The following is an 852-nucleotide window of genomic DNA, read 5'->3' as shown; positions in this document are numbered from 1 at the left end:
TATGCCTTGTGGGCGTTTTTCCGCCTGCGGCGGATGGAACGTAACGAACCGGCAGACGGGATCGTTGCCGAAGACACTCCCTGCCGGCAGGAGATCATCGGCAGGAGCCGCTTTGTCCTCGACCCGCGCCACTCCCGGCCACAAGCTGCCGTAGAATCTGAAACTGAAAAAGTTACGGAAAAAGCCGATATATTTGTGCCCACGAATGTACCCGAACACCCCCGGCAGATTCCGCCGGAAGACCTGGATGAAGTGTTCGGTGTCGCTCCCGAGGGGGAGCCTAACGAACCTCTGGAAATCGACTTTCCGCTGTACGATGAATCTTTCCCGGATGCGGACGCGGAGGAGCCGGATTATGACGAGGATGAAGACGACACCGAAGAGCTGCCCCTTTTGGGCCGCTCGCTTGCCCAGGGGGTTAGTTTTGAACAGATGGGCGAAGCCTACCGCCACGTGGTACACGATCCACCTTCAACAGACGAGCAAAGGGAGGAAACGGGACGTGTCCTCCTGGGCCTGAAACAGACCGACATGTTCGAGGTCATCGTTTCGGGCCGCCCCGACGGGAACGACAGGGTAAAATCCCTGATCGACACCTACCTCTCGGCCTTTCACCGGCGTATGTCCGAGAGGTCTGCGGAAAGCCCATCTCCGCAGGGTTCGGTTCCCACGGGTTTCGACGTCCGTGAGTTTGTTTAACCCCATAATGACATCACGATGAAAGAAAAAGACTACGGGTAGCGCATGAGGCTATCCTCGAACCACTGAAAAAATCCGAATCAAGAAGTTTAACCCGGTGCGGGGCCTATCCATCCCCGCGCCACAATTCAAACATTATCGAGTTATGAGAAA

General features: G+C 56.2%; 1 protein-coding gene. It reads left to right on the top strand.

The window, feature by feature from the left end; genetic code table 11:
* Positions 1 to 699: hypothetical protein (locus tag ACESTR_RS16265; protein WP_373179459.1), on the top strand; the 699-nt coding region annotated here is incomplete at its 5' end.
* Positions 700 to 852 lie beyond the last annotated feature (153 nt).

Source organism: Alistipes sp. DJF_B185, assembly GCF_964250025.1.
GTDB classification, from domain to species: Bacteria; Bacteroidota; Bacteroidia; order Bacteroidales; family Rikenellaceae; genus Alistipes; species Alistipes finegoldii.
Note: the sequence above shows the minus strand (reverse complement) of the source record. Positions and strands in the feature narration are given on the sequence as shown.